The organism is Streptomyces sp. NPDC051921 (assembly GCF_040680975.1).
Taxonomy (GTDB): domain Bacteria; phylum Actinomycetota; class Actinomycetes; order Streptomycetales; family Streptomycetaceae; genus Streptomyces.
This window is the reverse complement of record NZ_JBFAXU010000021.1, coordinates 148884-164478: the sequence shown is the minus strand read 5'-3', so window position 1 is coordinate 164478 and position 15595 is coordinate 148884. Positions and strand designations below refer to the sequence as shown.

At 73.5% G+C, this 15595-nt stretch carries 11 protein-coding genes; 1 reads left to right on the top strand and 10 read right to left on the bottom strand.

Features of this window, described 5'->3' with window-relative positions; translation table 11 throughout:
- Window positions 1–289 precede the first annotated feature (289 nt).
- Window positions 290–1501, top strand: a complete 1212-nt coding sequence (locus AB0M16_RS26435; RefSeq protein WP_365347056.1) for an FAD-dependent monooxygenase — start codon at window positions 290–292, stop codon at window positions 1499–1501.
- Between the two features lie 43 nt (window positions 1502–1544).
- Here the strand turns inward: AB0M16_RS26435 and AB0M16_RS26430 are convergent, their stop codons facing one another.
- From AB0M16_RS26430 to AB0M16_RS26385, 10 genes are all read right to left on the bottom strand, one after another.
- Window positions 1545–2447: an alpha/beta fold hydrolase gene (locus AB0M16_RS26430; protein ID WP_365347054.1), complete on the bottom strand. Its 903-nt coding sequence runs from the start codon at window positions 2445–2447 to the stop codon at window positions 1545–1547.
- On the bottom strand, window positions 2444–3403 hold the full coding sequence (locus tag AB0M16_RS26425) for a VlmB-like protein (protein WP_365347052.1): 960 nt from the start codon (window positions 3401–3403) through the stop codon (window positions 2444–2446). The genes AB0M16_RS26430 and AB0M16_RS26425 overlap by 4 nt, the downstream gene beginning before the upstream one ends.
- A gap of 143 nt (window positions 3404–3546) precedes the next feature.
- Window positions 3547–4542: a DUF2156 domain-containing protein gene (locus AB0M16_RS26420; protein WP_365347050.1), complete on the bottom strand. Its 996-nt coding sequence runs from the start codon at window positions 4540–4542 to the stop codon at window positions 3547–3549.
- Window positions 4539–5018: a hypothetical protein gene (locus tag AB0M16_RS26415; protein ID WP_365347048.1), complete on the bottom strand. Its 480-nt coding sequence runs from the start codon at window positions 5016–5018 to the stop codon at window positions 4539–4541. Before AB0M16_RS26415 ends, AB0M16_RS26420 begins: the two co-directional genes overlap by 4 nt.
- The gene (locus tag AB0M16_RS26410) at window positions 5018–5464 is read right to left on the bottom strand and encodes an SRPBCC family protein (protein ID WP_365347046.1); all 447 of its coding nucleotides are present in this window, start codon (window positions 5462–5464) and stop codon (window positions 5018–5020) included. Before AB0M16_RS26410 ends, AB0M16_RS26415 begins: the two co-directional genes overlap by 1 nt.
- A gap of 1 nt (window position 5465) precedes the next feature.
- Window positions 5466–6740 carry an aminotransferase class III-fold pyridoxal phosphate-dependent enzyme gene (locus AB0M16_RS26405; RefSeq protein WP_365347044.1) on the bottom strand — a complete coding sequence of 425 codons (1275 nt, stop codon included), beginning with the start codon at window positions 6738–6740 and terminating at the stop codon, window positions 5466–5468.
- Window positions 6741–6783: 43 nt separating this feature from the next.
- Entirely contained in the window at window positions 6784–7959 is a 1176-nt protein-coding gene (locus AB0M16_RS26400) for an acyl-CoA dehydrogenase family protein (RefSeq protein ID WP_365347042.1), read from the bottom strand.
- Window positions 7956–9563: an aldehyde dehydrogenase family protein gene (locus tag AB0M16_RS26395; protein WP_365347040.1), complete on the bottom strand. Its 1608-nt coding sequence runs from the start codon at window positions 9561–9563 to the stop codon at window positions 7956–7958. The genes AB0M16_RS26400 and AB0M16_RS26395 overlap by 4 nt, the downstream gene beginning before the upstream one ends.
- 5 nt (window positions 9564–9568) lie before the next feature.
- Complete coding sequence (locus AB0M16_RS26390; RefSeq protein WP_365347038.1) at window positions 9569–12301, bottom strand: beta-ketoacyl synthase N-terminal-like domain-containing protein; 2733 nt, start codon at window positions 12299–12301, stop codon at window positions 9569–9571.
- Window positions 12294–15410 carry an amino acid adenylation domain-containing protein gene (locus AB0M16_RS26385; RefSeq protein WP_365347037.1) on the bottom strand — a complete coding sequence of 1039 codons (3117 nt, stop codon included), beginning with the start codon at window positions 15408–15410 and terminating at the stop codon, window positions 12294–12296. Before AB0M16_RS26385 ends, AB0M16_RS26390 begins: the two co-directional genes overlap by 8 nt.
- Window positions 15411–15595: the final 185 nt, after the last annotated feature.

Here is a 15595-nt window from a genome sequence, read left to right as displayed (position 1 = left end):
GCCGGGAGCCGGGAGCCGGGAGCCGGGAGCCGGGAGCCGGGAGCCGGGAGCCGGGAGCCGGGAGCCGGGAGCCGGGAGCCGGGAGCCGGGAGCCGGGAGCCGGGGCAGGCGGCGGGGGCCGGCCTCCCTGCCCGGCGGCGGCTGCCACAATGCGAGGTGGCGCACGTCGAGTTGGCGGCGGCGTGACCGTCGCCCGCGGACGGAGGTCACGCGGTGCGCCGAAGTCGGCGTGGACCGGCCGCGGCTCCACGGCGGCGGCTCGTGCCCGGACCGAAGGGAGAGCGGCTCCATGCCGAGACGTCGTGCGGTCGTGGTCGGAGCGGGGATCGGCGGCCTCACGGCCGCGGCGGCGCTGCACCGCCGCGGATGGCACGTGACCGTCTGCGAATCCGCCCCCGAACCCCCCGTCACCGGGGCCGGTATCGGCCTCGCCCCCAACGCGCTGCGCGCACTCCACGCCATCGGCGTCGACGTCACCCAGGTCACCGGCAGCGCCGTGCCCGCCACGATGGGTGTGCGTCGCTCCGACGGCCGGTGGCTCACCCGGACCGCCACCGCCGACCTCGCGGCGCGCTACGGGATGCCGCCGATCGCCGTCCCGCGCCCGGCCCTCACGGACGCCCTGGCCGCCGCCCTGCCGGCGGAGGCCCTCCGCCACGGCACCGCCGTGACCGGCGTCGACGATCCCGGGGGCCGACCGGTCCCGCGTACGGAGACCGGTCCGGACCTGCCCGTCGACCTGGTCGTCGCGGCTGACGGCATCCACAGCCCGCTGCGACGCGCGTTCTTTCCCGCGCACCCCGGCCTGCGCTACCTCGGTGAGACCGCCTGGCGGGCCCTCGTGGAGGCTCCGGACCTGCGGATACCGGCCATGAGCGAGACCTGGGGGCGGGGCGAGCGGTTCGGTGTGACCCCGCTCTCCGACGGCCGGTTCTACCTCTACGCCACCGCGGCCGTTCCGCCCGGCACACGGTCGTCCGACCCCCGCGCCGAACTCCGCCGACGATTCGGCTCGTGGCACGACCCGATTCCGGACCTGCTGGACCTGGTCGACCGGCTCGCCCCGGCCGACGTCCTGCGACACGACCTCCACGAGCTGGCCGCCCCGCTCCCGCGCCTGCACCACGGCCGGATCGCCTGGCTCGGCGACGCCGCCCACGCCATGGCACCGAACCTCGGCCAGGGCGGCTGCCAGGCCGTCGAGGACGCGGTGGTCCTCGCGCACCTGATGCCCGCCGGGGACAGCGGTGACGGCGCGGACGCCGGCATCCCGGCGGCGCTCGCCGCGTACACGGCCGCCCGCCGTGACCGCACCGACGCCGTGCGCGTCCGCGCCCGCCGGGTCGGCCGGCTGGGCGCCCTCCGGCACCCGCTCGCCGTGGCGGCCCGCGACCTCGCGGTCCGTGCCACCCCGACCCGGCTGGCCCTGCGGGGCATGGACGACCTGTTCGACGGCTTCCGCCTGCCGGCCCGGCCGCTGGGACAGCGGCCCGCGCCGTGAAGGCGCGCGGGCGCGGACCCCGCCGGGGTCCGCGCCCGCTCAGCTAGTGCCCCGGACCGGGGTACGCGGACACCTGGCGCAGCCAGGCGGTGAGGTGCTGTGCCACCGCCCGCGCGTCGCGTGCCCAGCGGGTGTGGCCGCGCAGGGAGGGGGTGGCCGGGGTGTGGTGGACGCGTTCGACCGTGCAGCCCGTGAGCCGGTCGCACAGGGCGTCGACCGCCGTCGGCGGGGCCAGCGTGTCGCCGGCCACCGACACCGCGAGCACGGGCAGCCGGACCTTGGCGAAGGCCCCCTCGTAGTCCATGTCGGCGCCGGTCGGCTCGAATCTGCCGGTCCGTCCGATCCTGGCCCAGTCACGCATCACGCCACCGGCCTGACGGCCGCCGAAACCGAGCCGGTGCCCGGGGTAGTACCCGAGGACGACGCTCAGCAGCGCGGCCAGCTGGGTGCCCAGCAGCACTCCCACACGGCGCGCGCCCGGGAAACTGCGGTGGTGCACGGTTCCCGAGGCGACCAGGATCAGACCGTCCACGTCGGCCTCCGGTCGGGCGACGTACAGCAGCGACACCTGGCCGCCGATGCTGTGGCCGAGAAGGTGCACGGGCGTGCCGGGCGCGAAGAGCGCCCGTACCGTCCGCACGAGCCGCGGCCAGTCCTGTGCGGCGAACTCCTGGTAGCCGTGGCGCGTGCCGCGTCCGCAGCGGGGACGGGACCGCCCCTGACCGCGCAGGTCGACGGCGACCGTCGCGTAGCCCTGACGGGCCAGCTCCTCGCCCAGCGGCGCGTAGTACGACGCGGAGACGCCGAGGGCCGGCCAGAGCAGCACCACGGCCTGCGTCGGCCCCGTCTCCGGGCGCGTCACCCGCGCGACGATCCGGCCCTCGCCGCCGGAGCCGTCCGGGTACGGGACCACGAGCTCGTCGGTGAGGGTGCGCCGCTCCGTCATCCGACGGCCCCGTCGAGGAGCATGTACCGCAGCCGGGTGTCCTGGGTGCGCGCCGACCAGGACTCGGCCGTGGCCATGCGCTCCTCGGCGGTGGTGTCGACGAGCCGGCGGCCCTCCCACACCTCGTAGTCGCCGAGGAGGGCGGCGGCGTCCCGCAGTCCTTCCTGGAAGAGGCTCTCGCGCCGGTGGAGGACACGCTCCATGGGCAGGTTCGTCCACAGTTCGCGGCCGCGCCGGATGACGTCGAGGAGTCGGCCCTGCTCCTCGGGGCGGTCGATCAGGTGCTGCCGGACGATCGCGCTGCCCACCGCCAGGTGCCGGATCTCGTCCATGTTGGCGCCCCGCTCCACGAGTGCCGCGCCCGGGTCGAGCAGCCGCCACTTGCGCTCGCTCAGCTCCGCGGCCGGCGCGAGCACGCCTTCGACCAGCACGGTCAGGACGAGGACTCCGCCGTAGAAGTCGCCCTGGTCGCGCAGGACGGTGAGGCCGAACTCCTCCAGCGGGTCGAGCACGTCGGCGGCGGCCTGGCCGGCCACTTCCTCGACGGTCCGGGCCAGGTCCTCCGCGGGTACGCCCAGCGTGAGCAGGTGGTCCCGGAACGCCCTCGCGTGCCGGGCCTCGTCGACCAGCTGGGTGGTGAAGAACTCCAGGCACGTGGAGTCGGGCGCGTGGTGCACGAGGAAGCTCAGGGCGCGCGTCGCCTTCTCCTCGGCGAGGTGACGGAAGGCGAACTCGTCGATGACCGCGTCGCGCAGCGGGCCGGGGTTGCGGACGAGGTCGGTCGGCCCGGCGTCCTTCACGGTGCCGTCCGAGAGCCGGCGCAGCATCGTGCCGGCGACGTGCTCCAGCCAGTACGGCAAGTCGCACTGCTGCGGGGTCAGTTCGAGGTCGGCCGCCCCTTCCAGGACGCCGGGCGCCCGGTCCCAGTCGGTCTCGACGGGCTGGATGTGCGACATGGGTTCCTCCGAGTGGGGTGAGGGGTGAGGGGTGAGGTGAGATGAGGGGGGAGAGGGAGGGGGCAGGGGAGAGGGAGGGGGAAGGGGGGAGGGGAAGGGGGGAAGGGGGAGGGGAAGGGGGGAGCGGGCGTGCAAGGCGTGGTTCAGACGGAGTTGGTGATGCGGAGCAGGTTCCAGACGCTGCCCGGCGTCGGACCGCCCTGGAAGGCGGCGAACTCCGGCTCGATCACGTGCGGCGCCCACTTGAGCTTGAACGCCTCCTGCGTGCGGGCCGGATACACGGCCTTGCCGTGCTCGGCGATCCACCGCAGGGCGCGGTCGAGCACCGGTGACGCGGATGCCGGGGCGTGCGCGTCGGACAGCCCCGCGAAAGGGGTCAGGCCCAGATGGAGCCAGCCCACGCCCTCGGCCTGGAACCGTTCCAGCGCGGTCAGGTTGACGAGTTCCACCGTGCCCACGGGTGCCGCCGGCGAGCGGCGCGTCAGGTCGTACAGGTAGCCGGGTCTGTCGCCCCAGGCGGGGGAGTACGTGACGTAGCCGACCGCGCGGCCTTCGACCCGTGCGACGAAGGTCCGCCGCAGGGGCGCCGCGAGCCCGCCGCGCTCCCCGATGAGGAAGTCGAGTTCCTTCACGTGCCTCCCCTTGGCGCGCAGCCACGCCGCGTCGATGGCGTCCAGCTCGGGCTGTGGAGCCAGGGAGTCCTCCTCCGTGACGACCACGCCCTCGCGGCGGGCGCGCGACACGTTCTGCCGCACCTTGGCGAGCGCCTTCCCGCGGACCGTGAAACGCTCCAGGTCGACGCTGTACGACGTACCGATCTGGTTGACGCGGAAGCCGTGCGCCTCGTACCGGGCGACGTCGTCGGCACGGAGCTGCGCGGACGTCAGCCGGGCGGGCCTGCCGCTTCCCCCGGCCAGTTCCCCCAGGAACTCCTCGAGGAGGCGGTCCCGGTCCGCCGGGGCCGCGAACGGCCCCGCGAACTGAACGGTGTGCCGCCGCCCTCGGCGGTAGGCGACGACCCCCGGCACGCTCGTGCCGGGCCGGCGGATCGTTCCCGCGTTGAGGGCGAGCACCCCACTCGGGTGGTCCGCGTGGGCGGCGACGAGACCGAGCACGTCCGGCGCCGCGGGTGCCGTCATCGGGCCCCGCCTCCCGCGGTGCCCGCCGGGGCCGCGGGCCGGTGCAGCTCCTTCTCGAAGGCGGCGAACGCCGGGTGCACCTCGGGCTCGAAGGGCACGCTGAACGGCTTGAAGAAGTTGCCGAGCAGCCCGCGGTCGCCGCAGAGGTGGAGCGGGACGGCCAGCAGCGCCCACTCCGGACCCACCAGCCAGGCCCACAGCGCGACCACGGCGCCGGCGGTCAGCCAGCTGTGCATCGTGTTGTAGAGGATGTAGTACGCCTTGGGCACCCGCCCGCCGCGGGCCCTGCGGTGGGCGAACGCGCCGGGCAGGTACCCCAGGACGTCGATGTACGCGAACAGGGCGACGGCTACCGGCCAGCGCACCTCGTCCCAGTGGGCGACGAGCAGTCCCGCGCTCAGCAGCATGCCGACCAGGTACTCGGCGCGCAGCAGCCGGAAGGTCGTCCGGGTCTCGAACCGGTTGACCGGGTCCATCAGGCAGCCACCTCCTGCCCGCCGATCAGGGCGTGCAGGATGTGGCCGATGGTCTGCCGCAGCACTCGTTCGGCGACCGGGTCGACGATGTTGGCCAGGGTCGGCAGCCCGAAGTCGAACTCGGCACTGAACTCCACCCGGCACCCCGACGCTTCGGTGGTGACCAGCCACCGGCCGTCGAAGGTGTCGAAGTCGCCGCGGATCTGGCGGAAGGCGATCGTCATGGCGGTGTCGTCGAAGACGTCCTCCTCCTCCCAGGCGAGGACGCCGTTGCGGAAGTCGACCTCCCAGTCGCTGAGGAGAACGCCGTCGCCGGCGTCCTGCCGGACGGAGACCCGGCGCACGGTGTCGACGAGGTCGGGGTAGCGCGCGAAGTCACCGATGCGGGCGTAGGCGTCCCGCGCCGTGACGTTCGAGGAGTGGTGGGTCAGGTGGACCGACCGCATGTCAGCAGGTTCCCTTCTGGTTGGAGAAGCGTTCGCCCAGGGCGCGTGCCGCCGCGTGCAGCGCGGCCGTCAGCTCCTGTACGTCCGCCTCGTCGAGCACGGCCGGCGGGGTGAGGCGCACCACCGCGTGGGCGTTGAGCGAGTGGTTCACGATGACGTTCAGGTGCAGGAGTTCCAGCAGGAACTCCCCGGCCAGGCCCGGGTCCTGGAACTCGACGCCGATGAGCAGTCCCGCACCGCGGACCTCGCGCACCAGGTGGGGGCAGTGCTGCGCGACGGCCTCGCGCAGCGCGGACAGGATCCGCTCGCCGAGGGTGCGGGCACGGTCGACGAGCCCCTCCTCCTGGATCGTGCCGACCGCCGCCTCCACGGCCGCCATCGCCACGGGCGCGGCCGCGAACGTCGACGTGTGGATGAACGGGTCGCGGTCGAAGGGGGCGAAGGCCTCCTCGGTGGCGACCGTGGCGGCGACGGGGATCACCCCGCCGCTGAGCGCCTTGCCCACCAGCAGGACGTCGGGCACGACGCCCTCCCGGTCGGCGCCCCACCAGGTGCCCAGGCGCCCCAGGCCGGTCATCACCTCGTCCAGGACGAGGAACGCGCCCAGCCGGCGGCAGATGTCGCTCACCTCGCGGAGGTAGCCCTCCGGCGGGATCACCACGCCCGCCTCGCCCTGCACCGGCTCCAGGATCACGACGGCGTCCGAGGCGTCGGCGCCGAGCGCCTCCGCGAGGGCCGCGGCGTCCCCGTACGGCACGTGCGTGGTCGAGGGCAGCAGCGGCAGGAACGGGGTGCGGTAGAGGTCCTTGCCCGTCGCGGACAGGGCCCCGAGCGTCTTGCCGTGGTAGCCGTTGCGCATGGCGACGATGCGGTGCCGGCCGTGGCTGCGGGCCAGCTTCAGCGCCGCTTCGACCGCCTCGGCGCCGGAACCGCTGAAATGCATCCGGTCGAGGCCCGGAGGGGTGATGCGGGCCAGCGCGGCGGCGGCCCGTCCGGCGGCGGGGTCGAGCAGCATCCGGGTGGACAGCGGGTGGGTACGGACCTGGCGCTCCACCGCCTCGACCACGCGCGGGTGGCAGGCGCCGGTGAGGAAGACGCCGTAGCCGCCGCAGTTGAGGAAGGAACGGCCGTCCTCGGTGGACACCCGGGCCCCGGACGAGGACGCCTCGACGTGACCGCCGAACATCTCGCCCAGCCGGCCCCGTCCGCTGCTGAGATGGGTCTTGTAGAGGTCGGCGGTGCTCCTGCCGTCGACCGTGGCCTCGCGGCCGCTCATCGTTGCCTCCTGGATCGGTCTCGGCGGTGGGACGGACGCGGCGTCATGCGATGCGCAGCGGCGCGCCGGCGTGGTGGTCGAGCAGCGCCTCGGCGCTCGACGACCGGGACGGGGGGTGGAAGGCCAGGACCCGGCTGACGGCCAGCAGATGGCCCACCTCCGGGGAGGTGACGAAATTGACCCCGCCCAGCAGCTCCGCCGCCTGGTCCGCCGCCCGGACCAGCAGGTCCTGGACGGCGAAGCGCGCCGTCAGCGCCGCGGCCAGCTCCGTGTTGCCGATCGTCCCGGAGTCCACGACGTGCGCCACGTTCTCGGCCAGCCCCGCGGCCGCCTCGACGGCGACGAGCACGGCCGCGCGGTCCGTCGCACTGCCACGGCCCGCCCGCAGCGCGGCCTCGGCGAGCCGCCCCACCGCACCGGTGTAGGCAGCCGTGACCAGCAGCTCGAACCAGACGAACCCGACGGTCTGCAGGGTGTCCAGGCCGGTGCCGAGCTCGACCTCGGGCCGCAGCATGAGCTCCTCGGGAACGTGCACGTCCTCGAGGACGACCTCGTCGCTCTCCGCGCCCGCCAGGTACGGCACGCCCCAGAACGGACGGCGGGTGATGCCCGGAGACGCGGCGGGGATCAGCGCCACGCCCAACTGCGAGGAGCCGTCCGGCTGCTGGATCGCCACGCCGGCGGTGAGAAGGTCCATGGACCGTGACAGGCTGCACGGCTTCTTGGACCCGTTCACCACGTAGCCGCCGGCCCCTGCCGGCCGTGCCGTCACGGCCGAGTCCAGGACGCTGGCGCCGGTGCGGCCCTCGGCGAAGCCGGAGGCGACGAGCAGCCTGTCCCGGGCGATGCCTTCGATCAGCATCCATTCCAGGCCGCTCGCGTCGCTCGACGCGACCAGGGCGACCAGGGACGCGACGGAGAAGTTGTGCATCGCGGTGGCCACGGCGAGGGAGGGGGAGAGCGCGCCGAGCGCCCGGGCGACCCGTACGGCCTCCAGGGCGGTCGCGCCGCCGCCGCCGTACGTCATCGGCACCAGCAGTCCGGCGCCGCCGGCCCGCTTGAAGGCGTCGAGGGCGGGGCTGCCCGCACTCTCCAGCTCGGCCAGGGGGAGGTCGCGCAGTTCCTCCGCCAGGCCCGGCAGGGCCTTGGCGCAGGCCTCCCGGGCCGTCTCCATGCAGCGCAGCGCCGACCGGTCGTGGTGCGTGGTGGTGAGGTTCACCGGGCCTCCTCGGAAACGGACGCGGCGAAGACCGCCTCGGTGGGACGGATCCCGGAGGCGATGCTCACCCCCTGCACGTGACTGGTGCGCAGCGCCGGGTAGTTGGCCTCGCCACAGGGGCCGCCGGTCAGGCCGGTGCCACCGTGGGTCGGCAGCACGGGCAGGAAGCCGATGTGGGAGTCGTTGACCTTCAGCAGGCCGCCGTTGCGGACCCCGCGGACGAAACCGTCGATGACGTCCGCGTGCCGGGCCCACAGCGAGTTGCGCAGGCCGTAGGCGTTGGTGTTGACGAAGTCCACGACGGAGTCGAGGAGTTCGGCCTCGGGCACGTCGTCGGCCACGACGACGGGCAGCAGCGGGAAGAAGGTCTCCTCCCGGACGGCGCGCACGTTCCGGGCCGCCTTCAGCCCGTCGACGCGCACCACCGTGGGTTCCACGAACACACCCCCGACCGGGTCGGGCGTGCCGTCCAGGCCGAGCCGCCGGCCGCCCGTCACGACCCTCGCGCCGAGCTCGACGGCGTCCCTCAGGATCTCCTCGTACGCCTCGGTGCGCCGTACCGGCGACAGGAGCGCCTCCGGCTCCTCGGGCAGGCCCGGGCGGATGTCGCGCACCCGCTCGACGAGCCGCTCGATCAGCGCGTCGGCGATCGAGGGGTGGACGACGGCGCAGTTGGGCACCATGCAGATCTGCCCGGAGCCGTAGAAGGCCTCGGCGAGCGCCTCGGCCGCCAGGTCCACGTCCACGTCGTCCCAGACGACGCAGGTGTCGTTGCCGGCGAGTTCGAGCACCGGCTTCTTGCCGTGGGCCACGCACTCGGCGCCGAAGGCGACGCCCTGCTCGCTGCCGCCGAAGTACATGACGTCGTTCACGTGCGGGCTGTCGAGCCACTGCCGCAGCGTCTGCCCGGCCTCGGCGCAGACCACCGACAGGGCCTCCGGCGGGGCGCCGACCTCGCGCAGGGCGGGGATCAGCAGCTCGTGCGCGATGCGCAGCACCCCGAGGGGGGCGCTCAGCGGGGCGCGTACCACGAGGGCGTTGCCGGCGGCGAGCGCCCACACCCCGAGGACGGAGTTGGCGACGGTCGCGTTCTGCGGAGGGTTGAGGCAGACCACGCCGTCGGCGACCCGGCGGACGATCAGCTCCCGGGGGCCGACGACGGTGCGGTGCTCCAGCTGCTCGGCCAGGTAGGCGCGGGTGCTGGGAGCCGTGTTGGCGATGATGCCGGTGGTCTCCCACTCGGCCAGGGCCCGCGGATGCCCCTCGGCGATGAGGAGTTCGACGATCTCGTCGCGCTTGCTCCGGGTCAGCTCGTGGACCGCGGCGACGAACCGGAGCCGGGTGTCGAGCGGAGCGGCCGCCCATGTGGGAACCGCGCCGGCCGCACCGCGCAGCGCCGCCTCCATGTCGGTGGCGTCGCCCACCGAGCAGCGCCCGATGACCGATGCCGGCGCTTCCTCGGGTGCCAGTCGGCCCTGCTCCAGGTCCCGCTTGAGCCGGATGGAGCCCATCATGTCCGTGAGCATCGCCGAGGCGCGGACCGTGTAGACCCAGCGGTCCGAGGGGACGTCCTGCCCCGCGATGTAGGAGCCGTAGGAGTGCATGCGCCTCACCGTTCCCCGGCCGCGTCGGCCTCGTCGAAGGGGGCCACGGCGGTGTCGAACGCCTCGGCCAGCCTGGTGATCCGCTCACCGGGCTCGAACATGGAGAAGTGGTCGCCCAGGACCTTGTCCTGCGTCACCGTGCCGGTGACGTGGGCCTGCCAGAAGGACTTGTCGACCAGGTTCATCCGCAGCGCCGTGTCGAGGTCGAGCGTGCCGCCCGCCTCCTCGGCGCGCAGCAGCACCATGTCGCCCTGGAACGCACGGTCCGGGTAGTGCCCCTTGAGCAGGTCGTAGTTGTGCTTCCAGATGCGGAAGAACCCCTTCTCCCGCAGCGCGTCGAGGTCCAGCTTGCTGTCCCCGACCGCGTTCAGGAGCAGCGGGAACGCGTCGGCGAACTCCTCGTCGGTCAGGTGGCGGCCCACGTACGTCTCGGGCGGGTAGCTGTCGAGCAGGACGAGGGTCTCGACCTCCTCGCCCGCCGCCTGGAGCTGCAGCGCCATCTCGAGGGCGACGTTGCCGCCGAAGGAGTAACCGCCCAGGCGGTAGGGGCCGGTGGGCTGATCGCGCCGCACGCGCTCCAGATAGAGGGCGGCCAGGTCGCGGAGGGTGGCCGGCGGGTCCTGGACCGGGAAGGACAGGGCGCGCAGCGGCACGGAGGAGCGGGAGTGGTCCACGAGACCGGCGTAGATGAAGTTGGTGCCTCCCGCGGGGTGCACCATGTGCAGCGCGCGGCCCTGACCCTCGCGCAGGGTGAGCACGCCGTGCCGCGGGTCCTCCGTGCCGCCGAGGGCCTGGTGGATCCGGCCGGCCATCTGCTCGGGGGTGCGCAGGGTGGAGAACACGTCGAAGTCCAGGTCGAGGTCGAACTCCTCGGACAGCGCCGTGACGACCTCGACCGCGAGCATGGAGTCGCCGCCCAGGTCGTAGAAGTCGGCGTCGGCGGAGAGGTCCGGGACGTCGAGGTGCTGTGCGACGACCGCGAGGACCTGGGCCAGGACCGACCGTGCGTCGGCCGCGGCAGGCTTCCGGGTGGGTGCGGCGGCCGGCTCGGGCGCGTCCGCGCCCTGCGGGGCGTCGGGCTCGATCCAGTACCGCTGCGGGTCGAGCGGCTGCCCGGGGAGGGCGATCTTGCGCCGGGTGGGCCCCTGCCAGGTGACCGGGGTGGTGTCCGGCTCGCCGCCGGAGGCCAGTGCCTCCAGGGCGGCGCGGGCCTCGTCGAGGGTGGCGGCGGTGAAGCTGTGCCGCACCGGGAGCAGGGACCGGCCGGCGGTCAACGTGTACGCCAGGTCGGCGAGTTCGATCGCCTCGGGGCCGTCCGCGATCCGCTGCGCCAGGGTGTCGGCCAGTCGCCGCAGGGAGGCGACGGTGCGGGCGCTGATCACGATCGGGTAGCGCACACCGGGTTCGGCCGGAGCGGGCGCGGTCGGGGCGGGCGGTGCCGAGAGCACGCAGTGCGCGTTGGTGCCGCCGAGACCGAACGCGCTGACGGCGGCCGCCTTCAGCGGGGCGGCGTCGGTGTAGCGCACGGGCTCCGTCGGGACGGTGTACGGCAGCTTGTCCCAGGCCACGTGCGTGTTGGGCCGGGTGTGGTTGATCTGCGGCGGAACGGTCTGGTGGTACAGCGCGAGGGCGGCCTTGATCAGGCCGGAGACGCCGGCCGCCGCGTCCAGGTGGCCCAGGTTGGCCTTGACGCTGCCGATGAGGCAGCCCGGAGCGGGGCCGCCGACGGCGGCGTGCGCGGCGGCCAGCGAGGTGACCTCCAGCGGGTCCCCGACGGCGGTTCCGGTGCCGTGCGCCTCGACGTAGCCGATGTCGGCCGGGTCGATGCGGGACGCGGTCACGGCGGCGCGGACGACCGCCTGCTGGCCCGCCGTGCCGGGCGCGGTGAAGCCGATCTTGTCGGAACCGTCGTTGTTGACGGCGATGCCCCGTACGACCGCGTAGACCCGGTCGCCCTCGTCGAGGGCGTCCTGCAGGCGCTTGAGGACGACGACGCCGCAGCCGTTGCCCTTGACGGTGCCCGACGCCTCGGCGTCGAAGGGCCGGCAGTGGCCGTCCCGGGACAGGATGCCGCCCTCCTGGTGGGCGTACCCGGAGGTCTGCGGGAAGGTGATGCTGACACCGCCGGCGAGCGCCGCCTTGATCTCCCCGCGGGCCAGCGCGGCGCAGGCCAGCTGCACCGCGGTCAGGGAGCTGGAGCAGGCGGTCTGCACGCTCATGCTCGGGCCGCGCAGGTCGAGCTTGTACGACACCCGGGTGGCCAGGAAGTCCTTGTCGTTGCCGAGCAGGACCGGGTAGCTCAGGGCGGCGTCGGCGTACTCGGCGGAGCGCAGCACGTTGGCCAGCAGGTAGCTGCTGAGGCTGGAGCCGGCGAACACGCCGATCGGGCCGTACTCGGGACCCGGGGGCGTTCCGGCGTCCTCCAGTGCCTCCCAGGCGCAGGTGAGGAAGATCCGCTGCTGCGGGTCCATCAGCTTGGCGTCGCGCTGCGTGACGCCGAAGAAGGCGGCGTCGAACAGGTCGGCGTCCTCCAGGGCGGCTCCCCGGGCCACGTAGTTCGCGGTCGCCGCGCGGTCCGCCGGGACACCGGCCGCACGCAGTTCGTCGGCCGAGAACTCGCGGACGGCCTCGCTGCCCTCGACGAGGAACTGCCACAGCTCGGCGGTGCCGGGGGCGCCGGGGAAGCGTCCCGCCATGCCGACGATGGCGATCGCGTCGTCCGTCGTACGGTCACTCATGCGTGGTCCCTCGTATCGATTCGATGTGCGCGGCGAGGCGCTGCACGGTGGTGTGGGTGAAGAGCTCGATCATCTGCAGGTCGGCGGCGCCCAGGTCCTGGACGAGCAGCTGGTGCACCTGGACCACGTGCATCGAGGTGCCGCCGATGTCGAAGAAGTTGTCGTCCGGGCCGAAGTCGTCGGTGCCGAGCACCTCGGACCACACGCTGCGCACGGCCGAGGCGGTGTCGTCCTCCGACACCGAGGTCCCTTCGGCGGACCGCGATCCCGCGGACCGTGCCTGGGGCCACGGCAGGGCGGAGGTGTCGACCTTGCCGTTGATGGTCAGGGGCAGGGCGTCGGTCCTGACGATGCGCGAGGGGACCATGTAGGCCGGGAGGCGCAGGCGCACCTCGTGGCGCAGCTTCTCCTCGGCCGGTGCCGCGTCCCCGGTGACGAAGGCGACGAGGGCAGGGTGCTCGGGGTCCCGCTCGTCCAGGCGGACCGCGCATTCCTGCACGCCGCTGACCGCGAGGAACGCGGACTCGACCTCGCCGAGTTCGATCCGGAAGCCGCGCAGCTGGACCTGCTGGTCCATGCGGCCGAGGTGGACCAGCGCCCCGTCGGGCCGGACGACGCCCAGGTCGCCGCTGCGGTACAGGGGCCGCCCGTCGACGACGGGGAAGCGCTCGGCGGTCAGTTCCGGCCGGCCGAGGTACCCGAGGGTGACCCCCGCGCCGCCCACGACGATCTCGCCGGGCACGCCCGGCGGGCAGACGTGCCCGTCCTCGTCCACCACGCTCACCGTGAGGTGCGGCAGCGGGCGGCCGATCAGGGACGCGGTCTCGGTCTCGGCCTCCTCGCGGGTCACCGCGTGGTAGGTGACGTGCACGGTGGTCTCGGTGATCCCGTACATGTTGACCAGCCGGGCCCGATCGCCCATGACGTCGTACCAGGGGCGCAGTGAGGCGTAGCGCAGTGCCTCACCGCCGAAGACCACGTGGCGTACGGCGAGTTCGCCGCCGTCGCCGGGGCGCAGCACCTTGAGCAGCTGGCCGAAGGCGGACGGCGTCTGGTTCAGGACGGTGACCTGCTCGCGGACGAGGAAGCCGCGGAACTCCTCGGGCGACTTGGCCACGGTCTCCGGGACGATCGCCAGCCGGCCGCCGTACAGCAGGGCCCCGAAGATCTCCCAGACGGAGAAGTCGAACGCGTAGCTGTGGAACAGACTCCAGGTGTCCTGCGGGCCGAAGCCGAACGAGCCCTCGCAGGCGCGCATCAGCGCCATGACGTTGCGGTGCGTGACCTGGACGCCCTTGGGCTTGCCGGTGGATCCGGAGGTGAAGATGACGTACGCGGCGTCGTCGGCGGACGTCGCCGGGGACGCGTCGCCGGCCGGCTCGGTCGTGTCGAGCGTGCTCGAGGCGTCCAGCCACCGTGCGGGCGCCTCCGGCCAGCGGTGCTCGTCCTCGACGACGGTCAGTCCGTCGGGGAAGGCGTCGAGGATCCGGCTGATGCGCGAGGACGGCGAGTTCGGGTCGAGGGGCACGTACGCCTTGCCCGCCTTGAGCACGCCGAGGATCACGGCGATCAGTTCGGGGCCGCGGCGCATGGCGACACCCACGTACGGGCCGGGGGCCCGCGCGCCGAGTGCGGCGGCGACCTTGTCGGACAGCTCGTCGAGGAGGCCGTAGGTGAGTGCGGTGCCCTCGTGGACGACCGCGGTCCGCGAGGCGTGCTCGGCCGCCGTCCGCGCGAACCAGTCCGCCAGCGAGGCGGGAAGCCCTTCGTCGGCCGTGGGCAGGGCGTCGGCGTTGACCAGGGCGTGCAGGGCCTGTTCGGCGGCAGGGGGGAGTGCGGGGATGCCGTTGAGGGGGCGGTCGGGATCGGCCGCCGCGAGGGCGACCACATGCCGCATGACCTCCAGCGGCCGGGTGTGCCAGTGCTCGTCGGAGCACTCCGCGTTGACGACGAAGCGGTCCCCGAGGTCCTCGACGTTCATCGACATCGGGTACTTCACCATCCGCCTGTGCAGCGGGAGTTGCTCCACGGTGCAGCCGTCGAGGGCGAATGCGAGCGGCTGACGGTAGTAGGTGAACGTCTGGTCCACCCGCAGCGGGCTGCCCGCCGCCTTCGGGCACACCTCGTGCACGTGGGCCGACAGGTCGAAGCCCTGGTGGCGCAGCATCTCGGACTTGGAGGCCTCCGCCCAACGGCACAGGTCGGCGAAGCTGCGGTGGGCGGTGAGGTCGCAGCCCAGCGGGAGGGTGTTCACGTAGTAGCCGAACGCCGCGCGCTGGCGGTGTCCGTGGCGGTTGGCGACGGGGATGCCCACCACCGGGTGACGACCGCCGGTGGTCCGGGCGTACGTCATCAGGTACGCGGAGAGGAAGAAGGTGAACGGCGTGCAGCCGAGCTCCTCGGCGCGGCGGCGCACCTGCTCGCTGAGCTCAGGACCGAGGTCGAGCCGGCGCTCCTCGCCGAGCAGCGTCCCGTCGCTCGCGCGGTGCCCGCGCAGCCGGTCGTCGCCGAGGCCGTCCACGTGACTGAGGCGTTCCCGGTAGAAGGCCAGTGCCTCCGCGCGGGCCGGCTTCGGCTCGACCAGGAGGGACGGGGAGTCCTGTACGGAGTCGGGCAGTTCGGCGTCCGGGTCGGCGTAGAGCCTGCCGAGCAGGTGGACCAGGTTGAAGTGGCTGTAGCCGTCGGCGACCAGGTGGGAGAAGAGCATCGACACGTAGGTGCCGTCCGTCGCCCGGTGGATGTGGAAGTCGTACTGCCGGGGGGCGTCGGGCGGCAGGGGAGTGTCGGCCAGGGCCGTCAGGCGCTCGACGGTGGGCCCGGCGCCCTCGCCCGGCAGGGTCGTGACCGGGACCAGGTCGTCGCTGTCGCCGGTGTGCGGCCGGTACACGGCGTGGACGACGCCGTCGCGCTGCTCGAAGGTGGTGTTCAGCGCGCGGATGCCCGCGGCGAGGCGGCCCAGTGCCCGGCGCAGCCGCGGCAGGTCGGGCTCGCCGGTGATGCGGAAGACCGCGGCGAGGTTGTAGGAGGCGTCCTGCGGCGACAGCAGGGCATGGGTGAACAGTTTGAGTTCGGCCGGGGTGGCCGGGTGGTGCACAGCATCGATCTGCATTGGTTCCACACCAATCAGGACTTCGGTGTCATGGACGTGCGCGGCACGAATCTGCGTGCCTGAATTCTGCCGTTCGCGAGACAGGAGAATTGCGTACGGAAAAGAGGTTCCGGGCGCGTCGGCGGCCGACGGAACAAAAGGAAAGGCAGTGCCGGGAAGCGGCACGCTCAGAGGCGCCGGCTGCC

Bases quoted from the DNA above. Each gene is read 5' to 3' on its own strand.
- AB0M16_RS26435 (WP_365347056.1), top strand. From the start codon at position 290: ATGCCGAGACGTCGTGCGGTCGTGGTCGGAGCGGGGATCGGCGGCCTC.
- AB0M16_RS26430 (WP_365347054.1), bottom strand. From the start codon at position 2,447: ATGACGGAGCGGCGCACCCTCACCGACGAGCTCGTGGTCCCGTACCCG.
- AB0M16_RS26425 (WP_365347052.1), bottom strand. From the start codon at position 3,403: ATGTCGCACATCCAGCCCGTCGAGACCGACTGGGACCGGGCGCCCGGC.
- AB0M16_RS26420 (WP_365347050.1), bottom strand. From the start codon at position 4,542: ATGACGGCACCCGCGGCGCCGGACGTGCTCGGTCTCGTCGCCGCCCAC.
- AB0M16_RS26415 (WP_365347048.1), bottom strand. From the start codon at position 5,018: ATGGACCCGGTCAACCGGTTCGAGACCCGGACGACCTTCCGGCTGCTG.
- AB0M16_RS26410 (WP_365347046.1), bottom strand. From the start codon at position 5,464: ATGCGGTCGGTCCACCTGACCCACCACTCCTCGAACGTCACGGCGCGG.
- AB0M16_RS26405 (WP_365347044.1), bottom strand. From the start codon at position 6,740: ATGAGCGGCCGCGAGGCCACGGTCGACGGCAGGAGCACCGCCGACCTC.
- AB0M16_RS26395 (WP_365347040.1), bottom strand. From the start codon at position 9,563: ATGCACTCCTACGGCTCCTACATCGCGGGGCAGGACGTCCCCTCGGAC.
- AB0M16_RS26390 (WP_365347038.1), bottom strand. From the start codon at position 12,301: ATGAGTGACCGTACGACGGACGACGCGATCGCCATCGTCGGCATGGCG.
- AB0M16_RS26385 (WP_365347037.1), bottom strand. From the start codon at position 15,410: ATGCAGATCGATGCTGTGCACCACCCGGCCACCCCGGCCGAACTCAAA.